The 21,037-nt window shown below is 39.8% G+C and carries 19 protein-coding genes; 10 read left to right on the top strand and 9 right to left on the bottom strand.

The genetic code is table 11. The annotated features are described in order from the left end of the window. Both pdxH and recJ read left to right on the top strand, forming a co-directional pair. Nucleotides 1–657, top strand: a complete 657-nt coding sequence (gene pdxH, locus AC1M9I_RS12260; RefSeq protein ID WP_481611115.1) for a pyridoxamine 5'-phosphate oxidase — start codon at nucleotides 1–3, stop codon at nucleotides 655–657. Next, nucleotides 658–2,361, top strand: coding sequence for a single-stranded-DNA-specific exonuclease RecJ (gene recJ / locus AC1M9I_RS12255; protein ID WP_481611114.1), 1,704 nt, complete (start codon nucleotides 658–660; stop codon nucleotides 2,359–2,361). 38 nt (nucleotides 2,362–2,399) lie between these two features. Here recJ and AC1M9I_RS12250 read toward each other — a convergent pair whose 3' ends face one another. The 3 genes from AC1M9I_RS12250 to AC1M9I_RS12240 all read right to left on the bottom strand — a co-directional run bounded on the left by AC1M9I_RS12250 (nucleotide 2,400) and on the right by AC1M9I_RS12240 (nucleotide 5,258). Continuing rightward, nucleotides 2,400–3,161, bottom strand: a complete 762-nt coding sequence (locus tag AC1M9I_RS12250; RefSeq protein ID WP_481611113.1) for a putative porin — start codon at nucleotides 3,159–3,161, stop codon at nucleotides 2,400–2,402. Nucleotides 3,162–3,334: 173 nt separating this feature from the next. Then, complete coding sequence (locus AC1M9I_RS12245) at nucleotides 3,335–4,117, bottom strand: putative porin (RefSeq protein WP_035265806.1); 783 nt, start codon at nucleotides 4,115–4,117, stop codon at nucleotides 3,335–3,337. Between the two features lie 289 nt (nucleotides 4,118–4,406). Then, entirely contained in the window at nucleotides 4,407–5,258 is an 852-nt protein-coding gene (locus tag AC1M9I_RS12240; RefSeq protein ID WP_051586529.1) for a putative porin, read from the bottom strand. A 177-nt stretch (nucleotides 5,259–5,435) separates the two neighbouring features. On the opposite strand from AC1M9I_RS12240, the gene prfB reads away from it, so the two are divergent. The 5 genes from prfB to AC1M9I_RS12215 all read left to right on the top strand — a co-directional run bounded on the left by prfB (nucleotide 5,436) and on the right by AC1M9I_RS12215 (nucleotide 10,245). Beyond that, nucleotides 5,436–6,531, top strand: a protein-coding gene (gene prfB, locus AC1M9I_RS12235; RefSeq protein WP_143047395.1) for a peptide chain release factor 2 whose coding sequence is annotated in 2 segments (ribosomal slippage) — nucleotides 5,436–5,507 and nucleotides 5,509–6,531 — 1,095 coding nt in all. Because the reading frame shifts where the segments join, the coding sequence is not laid out codon by codon here. Nucleotides 6,532–6,747: 216 nt separating this feature from the next. After that, nucleotides 6,748–7,050, top strand: coding sequence for an ArsR/SmtB family transcription factor (locus tag AC1M9I_RS12230; RefSeq protein ID WP_035265803.1), 303 nt, complete (start codon nucleotides 6,748–6,750; stop codon nucleotides 7,048–7,050). 26 nt (nucleotides 7,051–7,076) lie between these two features. Next, nucleotides 7,077–8,141: an alkene reductase gene (locus AC1M9I_RS12225; RefSeq protein WP_035265802.1), complete on the top strand. Its 1,065-nt coding sequence runs from the start codon at nucleotides 7,077–7,079 to the stop codon at nucleotides 8,139–8,141. A gap of 98 nt (nucleotides 8,142–8,239) precedes the next feature. Next, nucleotides 8,240–9,520, top strand: a complete 1,281-nt coding sequence (locus AC1M9I_RS12220) for a 3-deoxy-D-manno-octulosonic acid transferase (RefSeq protein WP_035265800.1) — start codon at nucleotides 8,240–8,242, stop codon at nucleotides 9,518–9,520. Between the two features lie 11 nt (nucleotides 9,521–9,531). Next, the gene (locus AC1M9I_RS12215) at nucleotides 9,532–10,245 is read left to right on the top strand and encodes a 16S rRNA (uracil(1498)-N(3))-methyltransferase (RefSeq protein ID WP_035265798.1); all 714 of its coding nucleotides are present in this window, start codon (nucleotides 9,532–9,534) and stop codon (nucleotides 10,243–10,245) included. Here the strand turns inward: AC1M9I_RS12215 and AC1M9I_RS12210 are convergent. Further along, nucleotides 10,219–11,202, bottom strand: a complete 984-nt coding sequence (locus AC1M9I_RS12210) for a mechanosensitive ion channel family protein (RefSeq protein WP_481611112.1) — start codon at nucleotides 11,200–11,202, stop codon at nucleotides 10,219–10,221. The genes AC1M9I_RS12215 and AC1M9I_RS12210 overlap by 27 nt on opposite strands. Before the next feature lie 453 nt (nucleotides 11,203–11,655). On the opposite strand from AC1M9I_RS12210, the gene acs reads away from it, so the two are divergent. Beyond that, complete coding sequence (gene acs, locus AC1M9I_RS12205) at nucleotides 11,656–13,599, top strand: acetate--CoA ligase (RefSeq protein ID WP_035265794.1); 1,944 nt, start codon at nucleotides 11,656–11,658, stop codon at nucleotides 13,597–13,599. A gap of 149 nt (nucleotides 13,600–13,748) precedes the next feature. Then, nucleotides 13,749–14,930: an acyl-CoA dehydrogenase family protein gene (locus AC1M9I_RS12200; protein WP_035265792.1), complete on the top strand. Its 1,182-nt coding sequence runs from the start codon at nucleotides 13,749–13,751 to the stop codon at nucleotides 14,928–14,930. A gap of 44 nt (nucleotides 14,931–14,974) precedes the next feature. Here the strand turns inward: AC1M9I_RS12200 and AC1M9I_RS12195 are convergent, their stop codons facing one another. The 4 genes from AC1M9I_RS12195 to msuE form a co-directional block, all read right to left on the bottom strand. Next, nucleotides 14,975–15,589 carry a riboflavin synthase subunit alpha gene (locus AC1M9I_RS12195; protein ID WP_481611111.1) on the bottom strand — a complete coding sequence of 205 codons (615 nt, stop codon included), beginning with the start codon at nucleotides 15,587–15,589 and terminating at the stop codon, nucleotides 14,975–14,977. Nucleotides 15,590–15,667: 78 nt separating this feature from the next. Next, entirely contained in the window at nucleotides 15,668–16,816 is a 1,149-nt protein-coding gene (locus AC1M9I_RS12190) for an MFS transporter (RefSeq protein ID WP_481594552.1), read from the bottom strand. A 309-nt stretch (nucleotides 16,817–17,125) separates the two neighbouring features. Further along, complete coding sequence (gene sfnG, locus AC1M9I_RS12185) at nucleotides 17,126–18,235, bottom strand: dimethylsulfone monooxygenase SfnG (RefSeq protein WP_481592833.1); 1,110 nt, start codon at nucleotides 18,233–18,235, stop codon at nucleotides 17,126–17,128. Nucleotides 18,236–18,264: 29 nt separating this feature from the next. Continuing rightward, complete coding sequence (msuE, locus tag AC1M9I_RS12180; protein ID WP_481611110.1) at nucleotides 18,265–19,002, bottom strand: FMN reductase; 738 nt, start codon at nucleotides 19,000–19,002, stop codon at nucleotides 18,265–18,267. A gap of 376 nt (nucleotides 19,003–19,378) precedes the next feature. On the opposite strand from msuE, the gene AC1M9I_RS12175 reads away from it, so the two are divergent. Further along, nucleotides 19,379–20,029: a response regulator gene (locus AC1M9I_RS12175; protein WP_035265788.1), complete on the top strand. Its 651-nt coding sequence runs from the start codon at nucleotides 19,379–19,381 to the stop codon at nucleotides 20,027–20,029. A gap of 61 nt (nucleotides 20,030–20,090) precedes the next feature. On the opposite strand, the gene AC1M9I_RS12170 is transcribed toward AC1M9I_RS12175, so the two are convergent. Further along, complete coding sequence (locus AC1M9I_RS12170; RefSeq protein WP_035265786.1) at nucleotides 20,091–20,858, bottom strand: hypothetical protein; 768 nt, start codon at nucleotides 20,856–20,858, stop codon at nucleotides 20,091–20,093. Nucleotides 20,859–21,037: the final 179 nt, after the last annotated feature.

The raw sequence follows: 21,037 nt of genomic DNA, 5'->3' as shown, positions 1-21,037 counted from the left end.
ATGAGTGATTTGATTAAAGATCTCAGTGAACTGCGCCTAAATTATCAAAAAGGCGAATTACATGAGGATCAAGTGAATGCTGATCCACATGAACAGTTTCTATTGTGGTTTAACCATGCGTTAGAAGCTCAGCTTCACGAACCGTATGCCATGTCATTGGCTACGGCAAATGCCGATGGTCGACCGCACGTACGTACCGTATTACTTCGAGGTGCAGATGAAAATGGTTATGCGTTCTATTCCAATTATGACAGCCAAAAAGGACTCGACTTAGTAGCCAATCCTTATGCGCAAATTCTGTTTTATTGGGCAGAACAAGAACGCCAAATTCGCATTTCAGGTCGAGTGGTAAAAATTTCGGAACAAGAATCCGCTGATTATTACCATAAGCGTCCGCGTGATAGTCAAATTGCAGCGCATATTAGTACCCCACAAAGTGGTGTGATTGCGAGCCGTGACGAGCTACAGCAACGCTTTAATGATTTGCATGAGCGTGTGGCAGATCAACAAACTTTAGATAAGCCTGGCTTCTGGGGTGGTTACCGTATAGAGCCAGATTATTATGAGTTCTGGCAAGGTCGCCCAAACCGTTTGCACGACCGTTTGTGTTATGAAAAAATCGACGGTGCGTGGAAATTACAACGATTGATGCCATAAATGCCAAAATTTGAAATCAAGCAACGTCCATTTTTAACACGCCCTGAAAATTTTCAGGGCGTGCCTTCATTTATTGCCGAAATTTTGGCACGTAGAGGCGTTGAATCTGAACAAGAACTAGAACTGAAATTAAAATACTTATTAGCGCCAACTATGAAGGGGTTAGATGCTGCAATTCAGTTGATCGACCAAGCCATTGATCAACACAAAAAAATTGTGATTGTCGGTGACTATGATGCTGACGGTGCGACCAGTACAGCACTGATGATGCTTGCACTACGTGACATGGGGGCAGATGTTGATTATTTAGTCCCTGATCGCTTTAAGTATGGCTATGGTTTGACACCTGCTATAGCAGATCTTGCGTTTGCCAACTTTACGCCTGATTTGTTGATTACGGTTGACAATGGTATTTCAAGTCATGATGGAGTTAAGCAAGCCCAAGATCATGGCATGCAAGTGATTATTACTGATCACCATCTCACAACCAAGCCAACGCCTATGGCTGAGGCAGTGGTGAATCCGAATCAACTCGGTTGTGAGTTTCCAAGTAAAGCTTTGGCAGGAGTAGGAGTTGCCTTTTATGTGTTGGCGAATTTATCTAGTCATCGTAAAAAAATGGGCAAGTCTTTTGCACAAATGATCAGCTATTTGGATTTGGTTGCGCTTGGGACCTATGCCGATGTTGCCAGTTTGGACTATAACAACCGAATCTTAATCGACAGTGGTCTAAAGCGGATTAAACAAGGATTATGTCGCCCTGGGATTTCAGCCTTATTAGATATTGCCAAACGTGATCCTGCAGGACTGAAAGCGCAAGACTTAGGTTTTGTGATTGGACCGCGAATTAATGCGGCAGGGCGTATGGAAACCATGGACATTGGCATCGAATGTCTCTTGGCATCCGACTTGGCTACAGCATATCCTTTAGCGGAACAGCTGAATCAACTCAATGTGGAACGTCGTCAGGTAGAAGGTAAGATTAAACAAGAAGCATTGACTGCATTAGATCAAATTCAGCTAGATAAGGATGCAATACCTGCAGCGTTAATTATGTTTGAGCCACATTGGCATCAAGGCGTGATTGGAATTGTGGCAGGACGCTTAAAAGAGCAGTTCCATCGTCCGAGTATCGTTTTTGCCCGTGATGAAGATGGCATTCATATCAAAGGTTCAGCGCGTTCAATTGAGGGAATTCATATTCGGGATGCGATTGAGCGTGTGGCTGAGCAATATCCACATATTGTCAGTCACTTTGGTGGGCATGCTGCAGCTGCAGGTCTAACCATTCAAAAAGAACATTTTGCTGAGTTTAAGCAGGTATTTGAGCAGTTGATTGCCAGTCAAGATGAAAGTCTGTTTACTGCAACCTTATGGACGGATGGGGAGTTGCCAGCTTCAGCTTTCCAAATTGAAACGGTGGACGTATTACAAAATTTAAGTCCTTGGGGGCAAAAGTTTCCTGCGCCTGTATTCGAGGGAGTATTTAAAATTTTGGATTATCGCTGGCTGAAGGATGTGCACTTGAAACTGCGTGTAGCTTTAGAAAATGGTCAAGTGGTAGAGGCAATCGCCTTTAACGCAGCAGATAAATATCAGTTTGATCCGATGCTCAATGAAATTCGCTTGGTCTATGAGCTGGATAAAAATACCTTTAATGGCAATACCAGTTTACAAATGCGCATTGTACATATGCATCAATAAAAAAACCGCTCATCAGAGCGGTTTTTAGCACTCAAAGATCAGAAGCGGTATGCACCACGTATAGCAAAGGTATTACCGTCATCTGCAAAACCAATTCGACCTTCGACACTTACTTGCTGATTGAAGAATTTTTTAGCATTTACACCAAATTCATCAAAAGATCCGCCGTTGAAATCTTGATTGAAATAGTCGACACCCACGCTGAGTGTTTTATCAATGTAATAATCGCCTCTTAAAGAGAACTTGTCTAAATCACCAAATGCAGCACCAGCCTCTAAATTCACATCGTTTGCGCCAATTTGAGTGACATATTTTGCTCGAATAGTAGGGTCAATGCCATCATCATAATCATGATCCCAACCACGTAAACCAGCTGCGACCAATAAAGATGGTGCTAAGAAATAACCAGCTTCAACTTTATAGAAAGTTATATCAAAGTCGGGAGTATTCGGAGCTTTTTCAGTTTCCTGAGAAATATTGGCATTTAGATAGAAATCAGTGTTTGGAACAAAATATTCAACTCCAACACCATAATTCCAATATTCGTTTACATCAAAGTCGTCATAAGACACTTGTGCATTCACGTTGCTTGAACGATTTAAAAATGCAGCTTCGTTTAATGGAGAGTTCTTGATTTGAACAGGATTAAAATAATATGTGCCATCAAGCGCAAAACCTGCAGAATTGCTACCATTATCAGGATCGATCAATTTGGCTGTAGCCCCAACTTCAGCTTGATACGCATGTGCAGTTCCTAAGCTTGCAATAAGTGCAGTCGCAAGTGTAATTTTTTTAAACATATATTGACTCTCTTTGTTATAGAAATATGACTGTTTTGTGACAGCTAGTTTCTATTGTAAGAACAAAAGGGGATGAGTCAATGTACATAAAATGACATTCCATCAGGTTTTTGCACAAAAAAAGCCCATCATTAAGATGGGCTTTTAAGAAACATTAAATCTTAATCAAGATATTAGAAGCGATATTTAGCAGCTAAACCGAATTTGTTGTAATCATTATTCGCAAGTTCACCAAAACCTACACGACCTTCTAAGCTGACTTGAGGTGTGAAGAATTTACGTGCGCTTACACCAAACTCGTTTGTATCTGCAGGACCAGTATCTTTACTATAGTAATCTACACCAACACTTAAAGTTTTATCGATGAAGTAATCAGCAGCTAGATTATATTCATCAAGGTCACCAAATGCAGCGCCAGCTTCTAAGTTGATATCTTTACCGTTAGACAATGTAGTTACATATTTAGCACGTAATGTTGGGTCAACACCATCATCATAGTCGTTATCGTAACCCTTAAGACCTGCTGCAATTAATAAGCCAGGTGCAGGCAAATAACCTACTTCAGCACCATAAACTGTCTCATCAAAATCAGGTCCAATATCAAATTTACGATCATCACGACCAACATTACCGCTTACATAAAAATCAGAATTAGGTACGAAGTATTCAACACCTACGCCGTATTGATGTCTTTCATCATCACCAACTTCGCTGTATTGGTATTTCGCATTTACATTACTTGCACGATCAAGGAATGCAGCTTCAGCTAGTGGAGCATTACGTGTTTGAACTGGTTGGAAATAATAAGTACCATCAACACCAAATGAACCACTTGTACTACCATTATCAGGATCGATAAGACCTGCAGAAGCACCTACTTCAGCTTGATATGCATTTGCAGTTCCAGTTACAGCTAAAGCAGAAAGAAGCGCAGACGCGATTGCTAATTTTTTCATGGATACTTCCCCTCAATAGAGTTAGTTGTTAATACATTTTTTGTTACAAGTTCAGTGTAGGGGAAAATCATGAAGGATCAATCAAGCAAAAGTAACAGTAATGTATCTTGTGTAATTTTTATGTAAAAATAAAACTTTAAATTATTGATTTTAAAAAATAAAAAATCATGTTAATTCATGTGAAAGATAAGGTGTTTTAGTCATTTTATGTTGCTTTTCAATATGAATTGTATGCAATTTGAACGAAAGTAGCAGTTTTGGCACTGCTACTTCCCCATGTTGAATGGAATTAGAATCGATATGTTCCGTTTATATTAAACTTATCTTCATCATCACTGAATCTTAAAATACTCCCAAGAGAGAGGTTATTATTGATAAAGTATTTGCCACGTAATTGGTATTCGTCTTTATGAATTTTACTAGTGCTATTCGTATCTCGCGTATAAGCACTACCTAGGCTTAAGCGTTGAGTTAAATAATAATCCCCACCAAATGTAATCGAATCAATATCATGTCCAAAGCTACCATCCAATTCTAAATTGAGATATTGACCATTTTGGTCTAATGGGGTGACATATTTGGCTTTTAAAGCAAAAGCATTTTCATCAAAGCCTTCACCTTTATAAGCATTAATACCTGCTGCTATCAGTAAATTTTGAATAGGAGTATAACCAACGAGAGCTCTATAGGTGGTTAGATCGAAACGCTGCTTAGCATGAGATGAACCGTTTAGTGAGCTTGAGCGTGACTCCACTTTATAATGTTGACGACCGACCTCACCTGTGAAGTACAGTTGATCAATATAATATTCTCCCCCTATTGAATAGCCGTGCAGCTCTTGTTTGCTTTGCGCAACTGTTTCATTTATATACAATTTATCGTCTTTAATATGCTGAAAACTATATTTCGCTGAAACGCGATTATGGTGGCCAAGAAATGCAGCCTCATTAAGTGGTTTATTTTCAGTATCAACTGCTTTGAAATAATAAGTACCTTCTGTTTCAAATACACCGTGATAATCAACCTTGAGACTATCATGGTCAAAATAGGTATATCCAGCATCAATTTGAGCTTGGTAGGCCATGGCTGAAGTTGTCAAAGGGAGGATGGCCAAAGCCAAATAGGTTTTGTTCATTTTCATAAGTCTCTGCTTATTGTTGTAAAAATAAAGTAAGTATTTTTTAATAATTAAATGTATTGTTAATAATAACTAAACAATGGTCAAGAGAATATTGAATAAAAAAGCAAACTCTCAAGTTTTACTTGGCTGTGTTAAAATATTGGCAATTTTGATATAGACATATTTAGGATCTACACCGTGGAAATTAATCCTTATCTTCTCCAGCTAAAAGACTTGAGCGAACGTGGTCAAACACTACGGGGGTATCTTTGACTACGATCTAAAGAAAGAGCGTTTAGAGGAGGTTCTCCGCGAACTTGAAGATCCAGCAATTTGGAATGATCAAAATCGTGCCCAAGCGATGGCGAAAGAAAAAGGTGAGCTCGAAAACGTTTTAAATGTTTTAGATGGTTTAGCAACACAACTTGATGATGCACAAGCGATGCTTGATCTTGCTGTAGAAGCGGATGAAGAAGAAATGCTTGCAGATGTTCAAGCAGAACTTGATTCAGCTGAGGCTGAACTGGCTAAACTTGAATTCAGACGTATGTTTAGTAATCCAATGGATCCAAATCCTTGCTATGTCGAAATTCAAGCGGGGTCAGGTGGTACTGAAGCTCAAGATTGGGCATCTATGCTATTACGTATGTACTTACGTTGGATTGAGCGTCATGGCTTTAAAGCTGAGTTAATGGAAGAATCTGACGGTGATGTGGCTGGGATTAAATCGGCAACAATTCGTGTAGAAGGCGAATATGCTTATGGTTGGTTACGTACTGAATCAGGTGTACATCGCTTAGTTCGTAAATCACCTTTTGACTCAGGCAACCGTCGTCACACTTCATTCTCAGCGGTTTTTGTGTCTCCAGAAATTGATGACAACATTGAAATTGAGATCAATCCAGCAGATGTCCGTACGGATACATACCGCGCTTCAGGTGCAGGTGGTCAGCACATTAACAAAACAGATTCTGCCGTGCGTTTAACCCATGCACCAACTGGAATTGTGGTGGCTTGTCAGAACCAGCGTTCACAACACGCTAACCGTGATCATGCTTGGAAACAGCTTCGTGCTAAATTGTACGAATTGGAAATGAATAAGCGTAATGAAGCAGCTCAAGCACTAGAAGATTCTAAATCGGATATTGGGTGGGGGAGCCAAATTCGATCTTATGTGTTGGATGATTCACGTATTAAGGACTTACGTACTGGCGTTGAAAACTCAAACACGGGTGCCGTGTTAGATGGTGATCTTGATAAATTTATTGAAGCTAGTTTGAAACAAGGGCTTTAATCATTTTTAAAAAAAAGCAGGGCAAAAGCCCTGCTTTTTTTTGTTCTAGCACGAAGCTTGCTAGATTAAATCAGTTCAATGTTAGAATCAGAATTATTCGGCACAGTCATTCATAAACTCGATTTGTTAAATATCGTAATAATTCGATATTAATATCTATAAAAATCGATATAATGAGTTCAGCACAGTGCAGATCATTAACTTGAGTGAAATGAGATGGATACTGAAGCAATTTTTAAAGCCTTATCGAACCCGATACGCCGCCAAATTTTACAATGTTTAAAAGATCCAGAGCGCTTTATTCCACAAGATGAGTGCGTGCAAGATTTTAGTCGTGGCGTATGTGCAGGACAGATTGAAAAAATTGCAGATGTATCTCAGTCAACCATGTCTAATCATTTATCTGTTTTACAACAAGCAGGTTTGGTTCATGTTACTAAGCATGGTCAATGGTCTTATTTTTCTCGTAATGAAGCACTGATAAAAAGTTTTGCAGAACACCTTCAACAATCACTCTAACGATAATGAGTGAAGAGGATAAATGAATGACTGATTTTAGTAGCCCAGTAGTCTTTGGTGAATTAAAGCTCAAAAATCGCGTGGTTATGGCACCTTTAACGCGTAGTCGTGCGACAGATGATCGTGTACCAACAGAAATGATGGCTGAGTATTATGCGCAACGTGCAAGTAGTGGATTAATTATCTCAGAAGCGACCGTAATTTCTGAGGAGGCGAATGGCTATTTAAATACGCCAGGATTATTCACTGATGCTCAAGTGGAAGGGTGGAAGAAAGTAACCCAAGCTGTTCATGACAAAGATGGCTTAATTGTCGCTCAGCTTTGGCATGTTGGACGTGTGTCACATCCAGATTTACTGAAGGGTGATATACCCGTTTCGGCGAGTGCTGTTCAACAAGCCGGACATGTCAGTTTGTTGCGTCCGAAACGTCCTTATGTCTTGCCACGTCCATTAGAAATTTCTGAAATTCACGCGATTACAGCGCAATATAAACAAGCAGCAATTCGTGCTAAAGAGGCAGGATTTGATGGTGTGGAATTGCATGCGGCGAATGGTTATTTAATTGATCAATTCTTGCAATCGAAAACCAATCAGCGTGAAGATGAATATGGCGGCTCGGTGGAAAATCGTGCGCGTTTCTTGTTAGAAGTCGTGGATGAGCTAATTGAAGTTTGGGGTGCTGGTCGAGTAGGTGTACATTTAGCTCCTCGTGGTGATGAACACGATATGGGTGATGATGATCCACGTGAAACTTTTGGTTATGTGTTAGAACAACTCGGTCAAAGACACATTGCATTTTTCTTTACACGTGAATATTTGGCAGAAGACAGTATTAGTCAAGAATTAAAAGCGCGTGGACAAGGTATTCCTTTTATTGCCAATATGCGTTTAAGTCGAGAGGATGCTTTACAACTTCTCACTTCAGGTCAAGCTGATGCAGTGTCTTTTGGTAAAGATTATATCGCCAATCCTGATTTATATGAGCGTTTGGTACAGAATGCTCCTTTGAATGAATTAAAGTTAGAAAATATGATCGGGACGAATGTGGCTGAAGGCTATATCGATTATCCTTTTTTACAAGGAAATTGAAATTTAAGATAAGTATTTGAACCGAAAAAATTCGCAGGGTATGATCTCAACTTCGTGGTCATGCCCTATTTTTTTAAGAAAGCTCGAGGTCTTACGTTTTGACAACTCCATTTTGGTATAATGCAGCATTGGCTTTATTAAAGCCAATTTATAAATGGCGTATAAAAAAGCGAGCAGACAATATTGAGCAATTTCATCAAGAGTGCTTAGAGCGCTTCGGTCCGTTTCAATCTCCAAAAAATCTTAATGCGATATGGTTTCATGTGGTTTCAGTTGGAGAAACCAATGCTGCACAACCTCTGATAGAACATTATTTAAAGCTTGGGTATGCTGTGTTGGTTACGAATACCACCAAAACAGGTCAGGCACGAGCTAAATCCTTATTTGCAAAAGCACCATATGTAGATCTTTTTCAAGCAGTATATTTACCTGCAGATCAAAAAAAATTAGTCAGTGCTTTTTTTAAAAAATATCAACCTAAAATGTTGGTTTTGGTTGAAACAGAACTATGGCCCAATTTAATTGATCAGGCGAAAATTAGTAAAATACCCACTTTTTTGGTGAACGCACGTTTATCTAAAAAGTCAGCAAAAGGATACGCCAAAGTACCAAGTATTACTCAGCCTATGCTCAGCGGTCTGACTCAACTTTTGGCTCAAGATGAAGCTTCACTCAATCGATTTAGGGCTTTAGGTGCTGCTACAGCGCATAGTCAAACAGTGGGTAGTATTAAGTTTGATATTCATGCGCCCGAAGAAATGCTATTGAAAGCGCAACAAATTCATCAAGATTGGGATTTGCAAGCACGCCAAATTATTACGATTGCAAGCACACATCATCCTGAAGAGAAAAATCTGTTATCTAAGTTTAAAGATTATGTACATGATCATCCTGCCGTCTTGCTGATTATTGTACCACGTCATCCAGAACGTTTTGATGAAGTTGCACAAGCCATTCAAAGTCATGAGTTAAAAATGCATCGACGTAGTTTAGGTGAAATCATTGAGGCTGATACACAAGTTTATCTTGCTGATAGTATGGGTGAAATGTGGATTTGGTATGCATTGAGCCAAGCAAGTTTTGTGGGTGGATCATTAAATGAACCTGGCGGTGGACATAATATCTTAGAGCCAATATCACTCAATGTCCCGACTGTGATTGGACCGAACTACTTTAACTTTCAAACCATTGTCGATGAATTTGTGGAAGAAAAAGGGATTCTAATCGGTCAAACTACGGAAGAGGTGGTGAATCATCTTATTCAGTGCTTATCTCAGGATGAAACGATTTTAGCAGTACAAAATCAGGCTCAACAGATCATGCAACGGAATACAGGGTCGTTGCAAAAACATATTCATGTCCTGAATCAATACCTTTAGTTTTTAAATATATGAATATTGTATTGCTTGATCCTGCATCAGCACAGGATGACCTCTGGACGATTCAATCAGCACGCCAAATTGAGCATCTGAAGCATCAACTTGATATTAAAATTGGAGATACTTTAAAGGTTGGTATTAGAGGTGCTGGTCGATATACAGCTGAGGTCATAGAAATTTCTGAAAGGAAAATCTTAATTCAGCCACTTTATGAAGAGCCTGTGCCGAAGAAACTACCTGTAACGTTAATCGTTGCTATGCCTAGACCGAAAGTATTGAGACGATTGATTCAAGATGCTGTAACTCTAGGCGTAGAAAAAATCATTTTGCTGCACAGCTATCGGGTCGATAAAAGCTATTGGCAAACACCATTTTTACAGCAAATTGATCACTATGTTCAACTGGGCTTAGAGCAAGCGGGTGATACATGTCCACCTGAAATCGAAATATATAAACGCTTTAAACCTTTTGTGGAAGATGTTCTTCCTCAAATGATTTCCGTTGAACGACCAGCTTATGTAGCACATCCTTATGCAACCCAAAGTATGCCTCATGCGATTGAGCACCCGTGTACGATATTGATTGGGCCTGAAGGTGGTTATATTCCTTATGAGATTGATTTACTCATAAAAAACGGCTGCCAAGCTGTCAGCTTAGGCAACCGAATTATCCGTACTGAAACGGTGATTCCTTATGTGTTAGGTCGTCTGTTTAGCACGTGGTGACCCATCTTCTTGTGAAGAATCTCCGCGATAGACTTTAACCTCTTGAACTGGATATGGAATCGAAATTTCATGTTCAGCAAAAGCTTGAATCACTTTTTCTTGAACTAAACTGATAGATGTAGATGTCGCAGTTTCACCCGTATTCACCCACCAACGTACAGTGAGGTTGATTGAGAAATCAGCTAAGGCAGAGACATTCACGCTAAATCCAGGTTGACTGAGGATTTGTTGATCGCGGTCTAAAATACTCAAAATAATATCTTTCGCTTTTTGAACATCATCTTCGTAACCAATACCGACCACGAATTCACAACGACGACGTGGATAAGCTGTATTGACGGTCACTGCATTGGTATAGACCGTTGCATTGGGAATGACGATACGACGACCATCAGGTGAACGTAAGTAGGTTGCACGAATTTGAATATCTTCAACGGTCCCTTCTAAACCATTCACAATGATATCGTCGCCAATTTTGAAGGGTTCACCGAGTAGAATTAAGATACCAGAGAGCAGGTTTTGAAAAATATCTTTAAATGCAAAACCAATTGCGACAGATCCGATCCCCAGTGCACTCATCAGCTGTCCAGGTGTAAACCCTGGAATTGCAATAACCATCGCAATTAAGAAGCCAAAGAAAATAATAAAAGAGCTACCGACGCGGTTGAGGACGAGCACTAAATTTTGTTTGGTATATGAACGCTCTGAAAGTGCTTTTCTGACAAATAATTTGAACAGCTTAGACAACAACCAAAATAAGGTAAATACAATCAAAGCAATACAGATATAAGGGATTCGTTCCCAAAAGCCATCCATGATTTTATCAATGGTGGTATATGCATCATTGTATTTCGCAGTATGTGCAATGACGGTTTGAGCCGTTTTCTCACTTGCATCTTGTAGAAGTTGAGTCGTACCTTGAGCCACCTGACTCAAAGAATTTTGTTGTTCAGCCACGAGTGTTCCAAATGTATTGAATGTTTACATTTTGCCTGAAAATACAGTGAATAAAAATCACGTTCGCAGGTTTTATCGTCATTTTTATTCATTGAATAAACTGAAAATAACAAAAAAATTGCATGTTTTTATAAACATTCAGCACCTTGTCCAACAAAAAAATCGAAATGGTATTTATTGATAAAAAAATGGAGTTTTTTGACAACGACAGATTTTACTTGCTTAGGAATGATGATCAGCAATGATTCGGATCATTGATTGTTAGATATTTTAGGTTGTTCAATTGGCAAGAAGATACGGATAACTTTTGAAATAAATGAATGCTCAGTCTACGACCAAAGCATGATTGTTTGAAATTTTAAAGTATAGTCATACTCAAGATATAAGACAAAAAATGATCAGTATGATCAAGACAACTCTCGAGATGAGAAACATAAATCAAGGATGCGAATTATGAATGAAATATATCCAGTACCCGAAGTTTTTAAAAAAACTGCACGAACCAATGAAGAGCAATATTTCGAGCGGTATAAAGCATCTATTGAAAACCCCGAAGCATTTTGGACCGAAGCAGCCAAGAAACTAGACTGGATTAAGCCTTTTACACAAGTCAAAAATACCAACTTTGATAAAGAGAATTACAAAGTTGAATGGTTTGCAGATGGCCAATTAAATGTCAGTGAAAACTGTCTCGATCGACATTTAAAAGAACACCCACATAAACCTGCGATTATTTGGGAAGGTGATCATCCATCACGCCATAAAATTATTTCATTTGAAGAATTACACGATGAAGTTTGTCGTTTTGCCAATGTTCTCAAGAAGCATGGCGTGACCAAAGGCGACCGTGTTGTTCTGTATATGCCAATGGTCCCTGAAGCAGCCATTGCGATGTTGGCATGTACGCGTATTGGCGCAGTACATTGCGTGGTGTTTGGAGGTTTTTCACCAGATTCTTTAGCAAGTCGTATTGATGATAGCCAAGCAAAAGTCATCATTACAGCAGACTCGGGCATGCGGGGTGGTAAGCCAATTCCACTGAAAGAAAACGTTGATGCAGCGATGGAGCTTGAAGGGACGAGCTCTGTACAAAATGTCATTGTGGTGCATCGTACTGGTAACCCAATCACAATGCATGAAGGTCGTGACCTGTGGTATCACATGGAAATCATGACAGTCACAGATATCTGTCCACCTGAACCAATGAATTCAGAGGATCCGCTGTTTATTTTATATACTTCAGGCTCAACGGGTAAACCTAAAGGTGTGCTACATACTACAGGCGGTTATCTGACTTACGCGAACTTTACCTTTAGGGAAGTATTTGATTTAAAACAAGACGATATTTTCTGGTGTACCGCTGACGTCGGTTGGATTACTGGTCACTCTTATGTGTTGTATGGTCCGCTTTCAAATGGGACGACAACATTGATGTTTGAGGGTGTTCCACAATATCCAACTTGGGCACGCACAGGACATATTGTAGATAAGCACAACGTCACAATTTTATATACGGCACCAACGGCGATCCGAGCGATGATGCGTGAAGGTGATGCATTTATCCGTGAAAGTGACCGTAGTAGTTTACGCTTGTTGGGCTCCGTCGGAGAGCCAATTAATCCTGAAGCTTGGAACTGGTACTACACCGTAGTTGGTGAAAGTCGTTGTCCAATTGTAGATACATGGTGGCAAACTGAAACAGGTGGCTTCATGATTTCGCCTTTACCGGGCGCAACTGCACTTAAACCTGGTTCTGCAACACGCCCATTCTTTGGTGTACAACCTGCTTTGGTTGATGCTGATGGTAAAGAGCTAGAAGGAGAGGCTGAAGGTAATTTGGTGATCAAAGATTCTTGGCCAGGACAAATGCGTACCATTTGGGGTGATCCAGATCGTTTTATCGAGGCATATTTCTCAACTTATCCAGGGAATTATTTCACGGGAGATGGTGCACGCCGTGATAAAGATGGTTATTACTGGATTACGGGGCGAGTGGATGATGTTCTGAACGTTTCGGGACACCGCTTGGGGACTGCAGAGATTGAAAGTGCATTGGTTGCACATGAACATGTTGCAGAAGCAGCCGTTGTGGGTATGCCACATGACATCAAAGGTCAAGGGATTGCAGCCTATGTAACTTTACAGGCAGATACGCCAGAGTCAGCAGAACTCAGGAAAGAGCTAGTAGGTTGGGTAAGAAAAGTTTTAGGACCTGTGGCTACACCAGATGCAATTTATTGGGCGCCAGCATTGCCAAAAACACGTTCAGGCAAGATTATGCGCCGAATTTTGAGAAAAATTGCTGCTAATGAGCTAGATAGTTTGGGGGATACCTCAACTTTGGCAGATCCACAGGTCGTGGATCAATTAATTGCTGAAGTGAAATCACAGCAGTAATCCCGATTAAACAGACGAAGTCATGTTTTAAATACCGTTAGTTCAACTAGCGGTATTTTTAGTTCAGTGATAAGAAAAGCAGGCATTGTGATAAGTCAAATCATGTTGATCTGCTAAGCTTATCAGCAGATGCGATACGGAACATAACAATGAATTCTCCCCTAAATTTTAACCCTGAAACGCCACTTGAGACTGCGCAAATACTTGCATCTGAGTTTGCGAAGACCGCAGCAGAACGCGACAAACAGGGTGGAAATCCAAAGGCTCAGCGAGATCTAATTCGACAAAGTGGTTTATTGTCTTTATCTATTCCAAAAGAACTTGGTGGGCAAGGTGCAACATGGAGCACGATTTTTAAAACCATTCAAACCATTGCTCAAGTCGATAGTTCGCTTGCGCATGTATATGGCTTTCATCATTTGCTTATAGCGACGGTACAACTTTTTGCACAGCCAGCTCAATATGGAGATTGGTTTAGACAGACCGCCAAACACAACTTATTTTGGGGAAATACGTTAAATCCATTAGATCGTAGAACAACCGCGAAACAAGTTTCTGACGAAGAATTTATCTTCCATGGTGATAAAAGTTTTTGTTCTGGATCAATTGATTCAGATATCCTGCTCTGTTCGGGATTTAATGAAGATGGAAAGTTACTGATTGGCGTGATTCCAACAGCACGAGAGGGTGTGAGCTTTCTTGGGGATTGGAATAATATGGGGCAACGTCAAACGGATAGTGGTACCAGTCATTTTGAACAGGTCAAAATTCGCAAGGATGAATTACTCCTCAATCCCGGTCCTTTAAGTACACCTTATTCAAGTTTGAGACCGCTAATTGCTCAACTGATTTTCGTGCATTTATTTTTAGGTGTTGCTGAGGGAGCGTTCAATGTTGCGAAAGAGACAGTTCAAACACAAAAAGCTTGGTCGAAATCACTGGTTGAACAAGCGGTGAATGATCCATTTACCCAAAAGCATTTCGCCGAATTTTATGTGCAACTTGAAGGTGTGCGCTTGCTCGCGGAAAAAGCGATCAATACATTACAAAAGGCGTGGGATGAAGGGGAAACATTAACTGCGGAGCAACGTGGTGAAGTCTCAATTACAATCGCTACCGCCAAAATCGCAGCGACTCATACTTCACTTTATGTGACACAAAATATTTTTCAAGTGATGGGCGCACGCGCCACTACTGCAAAACTGAATTTAGATCGATTCTGGCGTAATGTACGAACCCAAACCCTGCATGATCCAATTGATTATAAATATCAGGAAGTCGGAGAGTGGGCATTAACTGGAAAAGTTCCAGATCCGAGTTTCTACTCTTAGATCGAATTGATTATGAAAAAAGCCTCTATCGTAGAGGCTTTTATTTATTTTTGATGAATATTTTCTAAAGTATCGACAAGCGTACGTGTCATCTGATCAATTTCGTAATTGACTTGATCGCCGACTTGAATATATTTCCATGTGGTTAAGCGTAAAGTTTCTGGAATAAGATCGATTGAGATTTGATTGTTTGCACGATCAACCCGATTGACTGTCAAACTGCAGCCATTTAAACCGATAAAGCCCTTTAAGAAGAAATATTTGATATTGCCATTTGGAATTTCAAGGTCGATATGAACAGTTTCACCATTTTTGGTTAAATGCTTTACGGTTGCAGTGCCTTCAATATGACCATATAAATTATGCCCACCATTCTCAGCACCTACTTTAGCGGAGCGTTCAATGTTGACCTCATCACCGACGTTGAGTTGACCTAAAGTGGTTAATTCAAGTGTTAGATTTGAAACATCAAAATGCACTTGACCAGCGATCAGATCAATTTGTGTAGCGGTTAAGCAAACACCATTAATCGCAACACTGGCGCCGATAAATACATCATGAAAAAGATTGAGCTCATTAGAAATCACAAAAGTCCGATATCCCTCTTTATGCTGTATATCTAATACTTTTTCTAACCCTTGCACGATACCTGTATACATAATAAACCTTTGCCTAAAAATAAATCTTAATTGCTTTTAATCCTACCTGAGATCGTAGCGATGATCATCTTACGCAGATCAATTGGTTCTAGGTAAAAAGAAGGTCAATAAGCCCAGTAGTGGTAAGTATGAGCTAAAGTGAAAGACCCAACGAATACCTTGATGATCTGCCACATAGCCCAAAGCTGCTGCCGCGATACCGCTGATCCCAAACATCAAACCAAACATCAAACCAGAGACCATGCCGACACGACCTGGCATCGCTTCTTGTGCATATACAACCATTGCTGAAAATGCGGAAGACATAATCAATCCAGCAAGAATCGCAAAGATACACGTCCACATCAAATTCACATGTGGCATGAGTAATGCAAAGGGTGCCATGCCAATGAAGGAAATCCAAATGACAGCTTTACGACCTATTTTGTCACCGATAGGGCCGCCAGCAAAAGTACCGATTGCGACTGCGGCTAAAAAAGCAAATAAATAAAGCTGAGCTTGTTGAATACTGACCTGAAACTTTTCGATCAAATAGAAGGTATAGTAATTTCCAATACTTGCAATGTACGTGAATTTTGCAAACATTAACGCACAGATAATCACAATTCCCTGTACAAGTTTAGAACCTTTCAACGGTGTTGATTGCTTGGCTTTTACTGCTGAAGCAGCTTGAACACCATATTGAATGGTCCATCGACTGATTCTGTAAAGCAGATAAATAGCGAAAATGGCAAATATCATGAGCCAAGCAACTGAGGCTTGACCGTTCGGTACAATGATTGCTGCGGCCAACAGTGGCCCAACGGCAGAGCCGCTATTACCACCCACTTGAAAAGCGGATTGAGCAGTTCCGAAGCGACCACCTGATGCTGTTCTCGCTACTCGTGAGGCTTCTGGGTGAAAGGCGGATGAGCCCACACCAATGAGTGCTGCTGAAATCAGTAAGACTGGAAAAGTCCATGCAAATGCCAGCAGAACGATACCTAGCAGTGTAACACACATACCCAAAGGGAGGAGGTAGGGCTTAGGATGCTTATCAGTGTAGAGTCCAACCCAAGGTTGTAGAATTGATGCAGTCATTTGATAGACCAAAGAAATAATCCCAATTTGGGTAAAACTCAAGTCAAAATTGAGTTTCAGCATGGGATAAATGGCAGGTAAGCAAGACTGGATCAGATCATGTAATCCATGCGCTAATGCAATAGCGAAAATAATATGAACCGCCATTTTATTCGCTGAAGTACCAGAGGAATTGTTTGAATGTTCTATTGATTGAATTGAACCCATAAGGCTGTGCTGTCTTCATTTTTGAGGTGATTATAACCGTGTAACAGCGGAACAATGTACGATTTATTCAATTTTCGATGTACTGTTGCTGATCAGATTATATGAACTATCCAATAAAAAGCCCCCAAGCCGAGCCTTGGGGGGTTAAGTTGCTACTGCATGACGCTATTATTATAGTTATCAGGGTCAAAACAAGATTGAACAAAGCGCTGTTTTCATTCAGATCGTTGTTAATTAATCGAAGACCAATTAAGCTGATTTAGCGATGATGTGTTGTTGCTGTTCAGCTTCGAGTTTTCGAACTAAAGGCAGTACTTTTTCACCAAAATATTCAACTTCTTCAATAAAATGTAAGAAGCCAGATAAGATCAGATCCACACCAACTGATTTTAATTCGACGATACGTTCAGCAATTTGTTGCGGTGTACCGATGAGATTTGTTCTGAACCCATCGTTGTATTGGACGAGATCTTCAAATGTTGATTTTGCCCAGTTACCTTCACCTTCTTGAGTTGCGGCACCTGCTTCACGAGTTGCATCACCAAAGGCATTGACTGCTTCTACATTTGCATTGTCAATGATTTCTTGAAGCACAGCTTTTGCCTCTTCTTCAGTATCACGAGCAATGATAAAGGCATTCACCCCAATTTTGACTTGATGTTGATTCAGCTTGGCTTTTTCACGGATGTCATCAATCTGCTTTTTAATTTCAGCAGGCGTGTTTCCATTGGTGAAATACCAATCAGAAACACGAGATGCCATATCGCGTGCGGCACGCGAGCTACCCCCTTGGAAAATTTCAATATGTGGGCTTTGAACAGGTTTTGGCTTCAAGGTGTAGTCTTTAAATTGATAATATTTTCCATCAAAACTAAAGTTATCCTGCGTCCAAATGCCTTTTAAGCTACGAATAAACTCCTCTGAACGTGCATATCGTTGATCGTGTTCAGGCCATTCTTCACCGATGGCATCAAATTCACCACGGAACCATCCGCTCACAACATTAATAGCGATACGACCATTGGTTAAATGATCAATTGTCGCGAGCTGTTTAGCCGCCAGCGCGGGTTTCCAAGGGCCTGGTAAAATTGCTGCGATTACACGTAACTTTTCAGTTTTTGCCAATAAGCCATGACTAAAGCTTACAGATTCATGCTGATTCTCCGCACCGTATCCTGCCGTGAATCGAATCTGTGTCAAAGCATATTCAAATCCACTTTTTTCAGCAGCTTGTGCGAGTCGAACATTGTAGTCGTAGCTCCAGTCTGTTCGTTGTTCAACATTACTGACGACAAGACCACCGCTGACATTTGGAACCCAATAGGCAAATTTAATCGCTTGTTTTTCTGCATTAGACATGGCTTATACCCTCATTGATTCAATTATATTTATACCACTTCAATTTTTGGGGCAGCATTATTCTTGTGATGCAAGCGTGACTCTGCTGCATCTAAACTTGGTACTGCTGCTGAAGGCAATACTTCTTCTTGTTCGATTTGTTTGTTAATGCCCAAGTTTTGATTGGCTTGTTGGGTTTTATCTTTAACGACTTCAGCACGTTTACCTTTGGCTGGTGCCCACTCTAAAATTGGTAAAGCACGAGCAATGGCTAAGGTAATGCGCGCACGTAATAGTTCACTGTGAATGGTGTATTCAGGCGTAAAATCACGATCAGTTGCATAAACGCCAATTGGCAAAGTCTGTGCTTGGAAGAAGCTAAATAAAGGACGCAATTGATGCTCAAGTACTAAGGCATGGCGATCACTGCCCCCTGATGCAGCTAGTAATACAGGCACATCAACCAGCGCAGTTTGTTCTACAAAGTCAAAGAAATGTTTAAATAAACCTGTGAAAGATGCGCGATATACGGGCGTTCCCACAATCAACGCATCCGCGGCTTCAACAGCAGCAAGATCATCTTGAACACGTTGCGGCAGCTGATTGCGATAAATGGCACCACCTAATAAATGACCGATTTCGCTAAATTTAATAAAATGCACATTAATAGGTGTTGCTTCACCTAACTCATCCAAAATCGCTTGAACAAGCGCTTCAGTTTTTGAAGGATTATTTAGACCGCCAGAGACAGCAACGATATTTAATGGTTTTTGTTGAGCAGTAGACATAGTACAAACCTAAAAATTTAAAATTAATCTCGGATGCACTATTTATGTGGATTTATGCTTATTCTGTAAAATAAGCAAAATAAGAATAAATATCATTTTTGCGTATATGGCGATAATTTAATCTTTTTGAGATACAAATAAGTGATAAATAACTGAATAAACGTATATTTATGATTATGAATAAGCTATTTCAATATTTGAATAAATTTTATATTTAAAAGTGATGTGCTTATCGAATTTTCAAAATTACATAAAAAAATCGCGTTTGTAAGATTTAGCCCGACATTTTCTGCAAAAATTCGTTAATATTTATATATCCTTAACAGCTATAGCACAGTTAGTATATTGATTGTGTTTGAGATCTCTCGCCTCGCTTATGAATATTTTAATCGTTGATGATCATCCACTGTTTCGTCATGCTTTAATTCAAGCAGTTCGTTACAGCTTACCGCAAGCCCAAATCCATGAAACAGCTGCTGTTAATGAATTTTATGAACGTTTAGAAAAAGGTCCTGAACCAGATTTAGTGCTTTTAGATTTGAATCTTCCAGGTGCATCAGGCTTCTCAGCGTTGGTGCATGTGCGTGCACAGTATCCATCGTTACCAATTATTGTCGTATCGGCGCATGAAGAAGTTTCAATTATTCAACGCTCGATTGCACATGGTGCAATGGGCTATATTCCAAAATCAGCGCATCCAAGTCACATTGGTGAAGCGATTCGTCAGGTATTAGAAGGGGATATGTGGTTACCACCAAACCTGCCTGCGAATTTAAACTTTGATCCACGTGCTGCAGATGAAACAGCTTTAGCAGAACGTATTCAATCTCTAACACCACAACAATTCCGAGTGTTAATGATGGTTGCAGAAGGTTTGTTGAATAAACAGATCGCATACGAACTTGATGTTTCTGAAGCAACGATTAAAGCGCATGTGACCGCGATTTTCCGTAAATTAGGCGTTCAAAATCGTACTCAGGCTGTATTAGCGATTAATGCATTAAACATCGAAGAAAAACGTGTTTAATTGATTCTTAGATTTGAAAAAAAGACCTAATCAAAGGTCTTTTTTTCGATGCGTATCTACTTTAGGCTAAACAGTCCTGTTTAGGTGTCAACTCATTACAATATAGAGGATTGAGTGCACATTGAAGTTCATCAATTTGATCTTGTGTTACATAGCCCTTGCGTTTTAAATATTCTGCAACGCGATCATCTCTAAGACTTAAAAAAGCGGCATCATAAACTTTCAGATCAACAAAGAGTGCAGCCGTTTCAAGTCCATTAAAACGATCTAAAAACACCTCATTGCCATACATGAGAAAAATATGATCGAAATCTGCATATGCATCGATGCCTAATTGTTCTGCGAGTGCAAGCGGCGGTGTTTTGATAAAGAGTAAATCTGAAATTTCATCAAACTGCGTGGTATCAAGCGTATTTTCACCAGTTTTCACTTTACCAAGCCAAGCTTTAAAGACCAAAACGGCACCACCACGCAACAACATACTCCACACTTGATGACGCGTATGTTCATCTAAATCTCGGCATTCTGATGCTAAACGTTGAATAAGTTGATTTTCTTGTTGTGCCAATTTATCAAATAAACCTAAGCCTTGAGGGTGATAAGCTGCTGGTGTAAATACATCAAATTTTAATTGTTCAAAAACCTGTAAAGCCAAAGGTACTGCAGTTTGGTAAATCTGTTCCAAGGCACGTACATGTACATTTTTTAAGGATGTAGATGGAAAAATTTCTTGCCACTTGATTTCAGGCAAAATTGCATTGGCACCATATTGGCGATGAAATTCGTGATTACGATCTAAACCATGTGGCATAGCTTCTGAAATGTTCATTGCAAGACTCCATTTGATACTTTTATTCTCGAGAAAATTTGAGGCACTTTGATTGCTTTAATCGAAAGAAGATGTGCTGATGGCTAGATTTAGAATTATGTTGATTGCAATAAGAATAAGACTAAAGTATTAATTTTTATTTGATGAGTAAATTTGTCATCTAAAAACATGATGTTAGT

The organism is Acinetobacter sp. ANC_7553, from assembly GCF_056779895.1.
Note: the sequence above shows the minus strand (reverse complement) of the source record. Positions and strands in the feature narration are given on the sequence as shown.